At 57.4% G+C, this 7,075-nt stretch carries 9 protein-coding genes, 1 tRNA gene and 1 pseudogene; 7 read left to right on the plus strand and 4 right to left on the minus strand.

Annotated elements, in window-relative coordinates; genetic code table 11:
* Positions 1–963: 963 nt before the first annotated feature.
* The gene (locus tag AC1DZP_RS35300; RefSeq protein ID WP_477308876.1) at positions 964–1,167 is read left to right on the plus strand and encodes a hypothetical protein; all 204 of its coding nucleotides are present in this window, start codon (positions 964–966) and stop codon (positions 1,165–1,167) included.
* Positions 1,168–1,237: 70 nt separating this feature from the next.
* Here AC1DZP_RS35300 and AC1DZP_RS35305 read toward each other — a convergent pair whose 3' ends face one another.
* On the minus strand, positions 1,238–1,582 hold the full coding sequence (locus AC1DZP_RS35305) for a hypothetical protein (protein ID WP_477308878.1): 345 nt from the start codon (positions 1,580–1,582) through the stop codon (positions 1,238–1,240).
* 229 nt (positions 1,583–1,811) lie between these two features.
* Entirely contained in the window at positions 1,812–2,315 is a 504-nt protein-coding gene (locus tag AC1DZP_RS35310) for a hypothetical protein (RefSeq protein WP_477308880.1), read from the minus strand.
* A 245-nt stretch (positions 2,316–2,560) separates the two neighbouring features.
* On the opposite strand from AC1DZP_RS35310, the gene AC1DZP_RS35315 reads away from it, so the two are divergent.
* Both AC1DZP_RS35315 and AC1DZP_RS35320 read left to right on the plus strand, forming a co-directional pair.
* Positions 2,561–3,016: a hypothetical protein gene (locus AC1DZP_RS35315; RefSeq protein ID WP_477308882.1), complete on the plus strand. Its 456-nt coding sequence runs from the start codon at positions 2,561–2,563 to the stop codon at positions 3,014–3,016.
* Entirely contained in the window at positions 3,013–3,216 is a 204-nt protein-coding gene (locus AC1DZP_RS35320; RefSeq protein ID WP_477308884.1) for a hypothetical protein, read from the plus strand. Before AC1DZP_RS35315 ends, AC1DZP_RS35320 begins: the two co-directional genes overlap by 4 nt.
* Positions 3,217–3,331: 115 nt before the next feature.
* Here the strand turns inward: AC1DZP_RS35320 and AC1DZP_RS35325 are convergent.
* Together AC1DZP_RS35325 and AC1DZP_RS35330 are read right to left on the minus strand one after the other, a co-directional pair.
* Positions 3,332–3,421, minus strand: a tRNA-Ser gene (locus tag AC1DZP_RS35325).
* A gap of 97 nt (positions 3,422–3,518) precedes the next feature.
* Complete coding sequence (locus AC1DZP_RS35330) at positions 3,519–3,830, minus strand: site-specific integrase (RefSeq protein WP_477308886.1); 312 nt, start codon at positions 3,828–3,830, stop codon at positions 3,519–3,521.
* A 460-nt stretch (positions 3,831–4,290) separates the two neighbouring features.
* On the opposite strand from AC1DZP_RS35330, the gene AC1DZP_RS35335 reads away from it, so the two are divergent.
* The 4 genes and pseudogenes from AC1DZP_RS35335 (at position 4,291) to AC1DZP_RS35350 (ending at position 5,934) form a co-directional block, all read left to right on the plus strand.
* A complete protein-coding gene (locus tag AC1DZP_RS35335) occupies positions 4,291–4,512 on the plus strand; it encodes a hypothetical protein (protein ID WP_477308887.1) in 222 nt (73 codons plus the stop codon).
* 45 nt (positions 4,513–4,557) lie between these two features.
* Positions 4,558–4,732: pseudogene (locus AC1DZP_RS35340) on the plus strand (DUF768 domain-containing protein); the annotation flags it as partial.
* 146 nt (positions 4,733–4,878) lie between these two features.
* Positions 4,879–5,430 (plus strand): c-type cytochrome, encoded by a 552-nt coding sequence (locus AC1DZP_RS35345; protein ID WP_477308889.1) that lies wholly within the window; start codon positions 4,879–4,881, stop codon positions 5,428–5,430.
* A gap of 261 nt (positions 5,431–5,691) precedes the next feature.
* On the plus strand, positions 5,692–5,934 hold the full coding sequence (locus AC1DZP_RS35350) for a hypothetical protein (RefSeq protein WP_477308891.1): 243 nt from the start codon (positions 5,692–5,694) through the stop codon (positions 5,932–5,934).
* Positions 5,935–7,075: the final 1,141 nt, after the last annotated feature.

Here is a 7,075-nt window from a genome sequence, read left to right on the forward strand (position 1 = left end):
CAATGATGCCGACCAGAATAGAGTATTCAACCATCGCGGCGCCAGATTCGTCGTCGCGAAACTGCTTAAAGAACTTATGCATGTTTACTTACCCCCTTTTTGACTTTCAACCCCGGAGCCGACCTATGCTTCAAAGCCACCCCGTCGAGGATTATTTAGCGGTCGCTTAAGTTCCGGAGTCAAAGGGATTTTAACGCAACGTTAACTGGAATGATCTCCGAAAGCGCTTGCGGGTTCGGACTAACCAAATGATTTTGCGGGGATTTTGGCGACTTTAACTATAGAAGTAGCTCTTTGTTGGAAGATATATCCCGTTATTTGTACAGATTGCGACGACGGTGTTTTCCACGACGTTCAAAAGCGCTGCATGGCCAAAGCCACAGCAAGGGGGATGTTGGGAAAATCGGCCTTAACGCCATAGGCAGCTAGGCGTTGCAGCCTAACCGGCGATTGCCAGACCGACGGCTATTCCTAGGCCGATAGCGAGGCCCATGACGAGCTTCCCGGCCAACTCCATGGCGAAGGCACGGACGGGGCTCCACACGTCTTGGTGGGGCTCCCTGAGGGCAGAGGAAAGGTCATCGAAAACCGTGTCCATACCCTCACCATAGATCGAAACACCGATTCTGTGAATCCCCGGTTTGTTCCGGAGCATCGCTCTTGCTTTCGCAAACGGTGTCAGGATTATATTCCTCTGTTGCGGCGAACCCAGGACGCGCGGCAACGTTGCCGCTGCTACAGTGCACCATCCTACCCTTGCGCCTGCCAGTGGCGCACAGCGCTATCGTGATGAGCGCATTGGTAGCTTATATGTAACAGTGTCTTATGTTACGGATAATTGTGTCCGAGCCTTCATCCGCTTTTTGATGCGGGATGCGGTCATGGCGGACACGCCGAACTGACTGGCGATGTAGCGCATGCTCTCGCCCCGTTCGATGCAGGCTTCTACAAGGAGTTGGGCTAATGAGGATATTTGCCAAGATCCGTCAGGTCTACGATCGGCTATGCGAGCGCAAAGAGGCGAGCGCTGATCGGATGCACCAGGAGCGTGAAAACTTCAGCGAGCAGGCCGATAAAACCTACGAGAGGGAGGAGCGCCAGATAGCTGTTGAACGCGAATGGCGTAAATACTCCAAGCAGTTGGGCGCGCATTGGGAGCGTTTATGAAGTCTGGGGCTTCAGACCGCGGCCTGCTGCCTGGACCATGTTCCCGGCGGGAATGACAGAGGTTGCCGGCTCATGCTGCCCGCCTATGGATCAATTGGCCGACGCGGCGCCTGAACCAGGTCTCTGTCTCGCTCGATCGCAGGGCACACACATCGCGCCAGTGGAAGGGCATGAACAGGTCGCTGCTATCCGTGGTCTGATCGAAGGTTTGCTGCACGATCCGGTCTATCTCGCCAGCACCGATCGGCTTGCCGTCCGTCATCTCCATCACGGTCCGATCGAACGTGTCGAGGAAGTCAGGATCATTGCGGTAGGGTGAAGGGACATCCTCTCGCGCGGACACGTAAAGCACTAACCTTTTTCTCCCGGCGGATTTCTTTATCAGGGGTAGTTCTGTCAGGGTATATTCGGACAACGGTTGTCCGTTCACCTGCCTGATATTGTCCGTTCACCTCGGGCTGTCCGTTCACCTCTGTCCGTTCACCTCCCTGACTTGGCAGCGTCAGATGGATGCGTCGTAGCCGGCCGATGGCCTCGCCCCTGTGATCCCGCTTGACCATCGTCTGCCGCTCGATCAGGCCGGCGGCATTGAGGGCATTCATCCCGCGCCCCACGGTGCGATCACGCCGAAGCCGAAGGGGCCGCTAGGGCGCCTCTTCATTTTCGGGTTTTTGGTGCAGGAGATCCACGGGCTGCAAACTGAACCACTGCCAACGGCGGCGCCACACAGGGTACTGTGTGAGGCCTTGGCCGAGATTATCCAATCCGCGAACGAGAACGTACCAAGCTGCCAGAGTCTGAAGGATGCTCTGAACGAAGGGGACAGTATATATGCTCGCCCCTGGTTCGGGTGGCGGAATAGGCGGGTGAAAGAAGATCGAAAAAATTAGCAGCACCAATGCTACCCCGATCTCGATCAGACCGTAGGCCCATCTCCTCGATTCCCTAAGCCAGTAGAGCAAAATGCCTATCACAATGAACAAATAAAAGCCGGAGGCCATTACGGCGTAAATGGCAACCCGGAGATAACTCGAGGGCAGTTCGTAAGTCAGCGCCAGTTCCAGCGCCAAAGACGCAATTAGCATCGGCAGAGGCGCCCCATAGGTCACAACTGTTCGAAAGGTCTTTTGGCCCTCTGAAATGCTCATGACTCTCTCCCCCGGTCTCGGTTGAGAGCATCGCGTGCAAGCTTCGCCCTCGCAAGGGCGCGCTTGATTATTTCAGAGAACAGGAACATCGTAGGCGCACCGGTCGACAGTTCGTCGCTATCGACCGGCACTTGCCACCGGAAGCCTTGCAGGGCCTCGAAGTGACCGACCATAGATTTATCACCCCGTCACAGATTCGCTAGGCGTTTGCCCGGCTTCCTCAACATTTGGAGAGGAAGTCACACATGACCACGATTACACGTCGCGCCGCGCTTGGCGCACTAGCCTCTATTCCGGCCGTAGCGGGCGCAGGAAACGCGCTTGCCTCACAGTCGCCGGCTATCGAGGTGCCGGACGGCGACCAGATGACCGCAAGGGAGCGCTACGACTTCCACCTGAAAGAACTGCGCAAGGCCGCTGAGGAAATCGACCCACGCATAGGGCACTGGCGTTGCACTCCGCTTTCCGATGATGAGGATGGCGGCTGTGCAGTCGTGATTTCGGCGCACCGTTGTTCAGGGCGGTACGAGGGCGATGGCATTTATGAAGGCGGGCGCGACCGTATTCGTTACAGCGTCCGGTTGAACGACTACAAAATCGACGGCGATCGAACCTTCAGCGTCAACACGTCCATGGATCGTATGGTGCTGACTGAGCCGGCCTTCGAGACATTTATGGGCAAGAGGCTGCGGCCACTATGACCCTGATCAACCCACGCGCCACGCTCGACCCGCTATCAGCAGCGACAGAGCCGAGCAACGACATGATCGTCGTGCCGTTCCACCACGCTTACCGCAACATCTTCGGCATGATGCCTATCCGCAGAGAAGAAGACTTCATGCTCGTCTCGCCTTCGCACTACGACCCTGAGCACTATCCGCCGGGATCATGCATTCAATAGGTCCGACGCCGACCCATTGGCCCGCTGCTTCGGTGGCGGGCTTTTTTCTCGGGCATGGCAACGGTTATGTCACGACCCGATTTTGCCAATTAACATATTGATTTTATTACGGTTGTGGCGGAGGAAGTGGGATTCGAACCCACGGTGAGCTTGCACCCACGCCGGTTTTCAAGACCGGTGCCTTAAACCGCTCGGCCATTCCTCCGTTGTGATTTTTCAATCACTTAGGCAGTGCGCTGCCGGCTGGCTTCGGCCTGTTGGCACCGGATTGGCACCGAAGGCGTTCCCGACTGGTTCGCGCTTCATTCCTGTAGTGCGGCATTGAGGGCCGCGTCAACCACCGCTGCGGCACCTTCCTGCTGTCCTGGGAGCAGGTGCGCATGAATGTTCAGGGTGACTGACGGATCGGCGTGACCGGCGCGGGCGGACACGACCTGCACAGGAACGCCGTTGCGCAACAGGTGCGTGATATGACGATGGAAGGTGACTTGCGGATCACCAGCAGTTTCGGCTTCCCGAGCGAACTCTTTTGACAACGGGCGAGGGGTTCGAATACGGCCATCCCACGTCGGAAAAGCCAGATCCTTCTCATCCTTGCCCATGCCAAGCTTCAAGCGATGCTCCTCGCTGGCCGGCGCCATGGTGCTGCATTGAAAGAAAACTCGCCGGGCGAAGGAACCCCAATCCCTCAAGCCCGGCGAAAGTTTACTTCCTGATCCCCGATCAGGGCCGGTAGGAGGAGGGTACCGGCAATCTATGCAGTGCAAAACCGGTGCCAGCATTTTTGTCCCGAAATGAGACAGGCCAACGCGAGCCATGCGCGAGAGCGAACTTACCGAACGCCCTGACCGAGGCTGGACGCGATGGGCCGAGGGCGTTGGCGAATACGAGATTGAGCGGACACGGTGGCAGGCCAAGGTCTTGCACTTCCCCAAGCTCAACGTGTCAGCCTGTTTTGACGGATCTGAAAGGGTCGACGAGTGCCAGGCCGCGCGGGACGCTTCGGCGCTGTAGGACGGCGGCCAGGGGAAACGCTTGCTGGCGAGGCCGTTGGCGCTCTGATACGATCGGCCTGTGGATCAAGAGACTTTAGATCATCATGCGCTCGGCTTGCTGAAGCAGTATCGAGATGTCCTGGTCGAGAGCTTTGCGCCCCGTGACGCTGATGGCGTGCCTGAAATCAGGACTCTAGCCCAAAGCACCGACCCTTTAGAAATCGCAGCTTTGAAGGACATTGAATTACTCGATGTGGTGATCGGCGCGATGTCAGGCCGGATCGTTCGTAGCTCTATCTGAAAACCGCCCGCTGGAACCTAAGCCGTTGGCCGAGCTTATGGCTCAATGAGCACGCGCGGAATCGATTTCCTAGATCAATGGATTGCCAACAACGTCCCCGAGACGGCAAAGGCCCGATGTCATCTCGGTTGACGAGCTCACGCACAAACTGATTGCTGACGCGGCGGTGATCGGAATTCGGGGGATCGAGATCGGCGAAGAGGTCGACAGATGCTGGCGTGCCGGAGTGACCATTCGCCGCTTGCCGGCGAGATCACGCGGCTTGACCTTCCATGTACTGGAAGGTGTATGGCCGAAGCATGACTTGGAGGTAGGCGCATGACGGTTGGAGTTGCGGCCTGCCCGCACTGGGGAGCGCACAACTCGGTGAAACGCATCGTCCTTGCGGTGGGGCTTGCACTGGCTTGTGTTTCAGGCCTGGCCGCTGCCAAGGTTGGCAGTGAAGCACTCATCGTGGCCCGCCAAGCGTCCATGAAACAAATGGCAGCGGCTGCAAAAACGCTTGCTGGGATGTTTAACGGCCAAGTCCCTTACAATGCTGCTGCATTTCGAGACGCTGCCGAAACCCTACGAGATCGAACCGGGAGCCTCGTTGGCGAGTTTCCATCCGGATCGCTCGGTCCACCGTCCGGTGCCAAACCGGAAATCGACCAAGACCGACGAAGTTTTGAGGCGCTGGCTCACCACATCGCCACGCTCGCAACTGCACTTGCTAAGGAGGCTGCGAATGCGCCCCCGCAAATCAACGCCGAAATGCGGATGGGGCCTGGAACGATGATGGACGGCGGAAGTCTGCTGGGGAAGCGCCCTAACGCGGCTGAACCCGATCCGGCGACGCTACCCGCAGAACACTTGGTGCACATGATTTTGCAGGATTGCACCAGTTGCCACTCCAGGTTCCGCCAAAAGATTCGCTGACGGTCGTCGACGAATTAATTTCTCTGATGATTTTGTCGACGCGCAACTCCTGCTTAGCGGCATGAGTGAACGGGCGCTGGCGGGGCGCTACTTGCCCTGAAGGCCGGTGCTTGCCGCTGCTCCCGCCGTCGCTGGTACATCCGCAGTCGACGGCGGGTGCCGGCCTTAAAGCTTGCACCGGCCATTGCGGGGGAGGTCAGATCTCCCGCTCGAGTGACTCTACAACCAAATCTGAAGTCGCTCAATTAAGGCTAAGTGCGGGTGGCCATCATCCTTTCAGGGGCCTTACCGGGCGCTTGCCGGAACCATCTCAACGACGTCCAAGCGCTTATCGACCGGCTCGGCCCGGATCGCGGCTCCATGCATTGGGATCTGTTCGGGCTCTTCGGCTGCTCGGATTGTAAGGCTGCAAGGCGCGACCGCCGGCCGGTGTTCTTCACTGTGGTTCCTGATTACGAGGGTATCCAGGTGCAGCGCAACCGCGACTGGAAACCGAAGTTCTAATAGCGCCAAGCGAGCGGCGCTAGATGTCCCGCCACGGATCAATTGTGCTTGGCACCGAAATTGCTCTGTAGATTAAAACAGCGAGATATCTGTCTAGATGATAGAAAGCGCCCCTAGCATTGTCTGCAATTCGTGCAGAGTGCCCCTTAGCAGTGTCAGTGAGCCGCAAGGTTCCGACCTCCTATCTTGCCCCAATTGCCGGATTTCCGACACATACGACAACGTCATGCTTGAACTTGGCCAACGCACAGCGGACGCACTTTTGCGCGCGATCTACCGACCTGTTCCCTTGAGGATCTATCGTTTCGCCCTTCTCTTTTCAGAAGGGGGACACCACCCCAAGCCGACAAGGTCGCCCCTGATGAGCACGACTAGTCACGAGGACCACCGTATGCGAATGCGGGTCAGGCGGAAGAAGGATGGTCCCTCCCGTGCCTAAAGAGGCCAACGGAAACGCGCGCTGGTGCTTCACATAAGACCAGAAAGATGGAGTAGGTGGGCAACTCGCATACCGAGGCCCACTGTGAATTCGCCATCGTTGGCAGCAAAGTCCCAACCGAAGAATGCCGCCCAGCCAAAAAGCAGAATGGAGAAGCGCATTAAACGATGCTAAATTAGGCGTATTGAATAAAGGTTAAGGGCTTTAAATGCGACGGTTAGCCCTGAGCCTTCCCCTCCCGGCCGGGCACTACCATGTTGACCCAGAAATGCCAGTGAAGCCGGTCGCTTTTCCGCCAGGCAATCCATCCCGGCGCCCTTTTGACACTCAACAAACCAGCGGGGCGCCGAGCCATTACCCGGCGGCGCTTTGAGGGGAACGGCGCCTAATATTCATCATAGCGCGCTCGCTGGAGTTTGTTGGAATACAGCCTTTTGGACGATGCCCCGCGGTTGAAAAAATGCCGGCCGGATGCCCGTCACCAAAAAATCCGGGCTTTCTTAAATCCGAACTCTATTCGCTACGGCTGGCCTGCCTCTTAGGTCTGACCCTGGCAAGCGATTGTCGCCTACGAGACGGTCTTCGGACGATAGTTTGGGCGGTATGAAAGGACCCGTAGCGCCGATCTCGCCTAGCCAATCCTCGTAGCCAGTGTTCATTTTGGACACCAGTTCATCGGGATCATGTATCCCTGACTGGAAT

Source organism: Mesorhizobium sp. P2_F8, assembly GCF_056403655.1.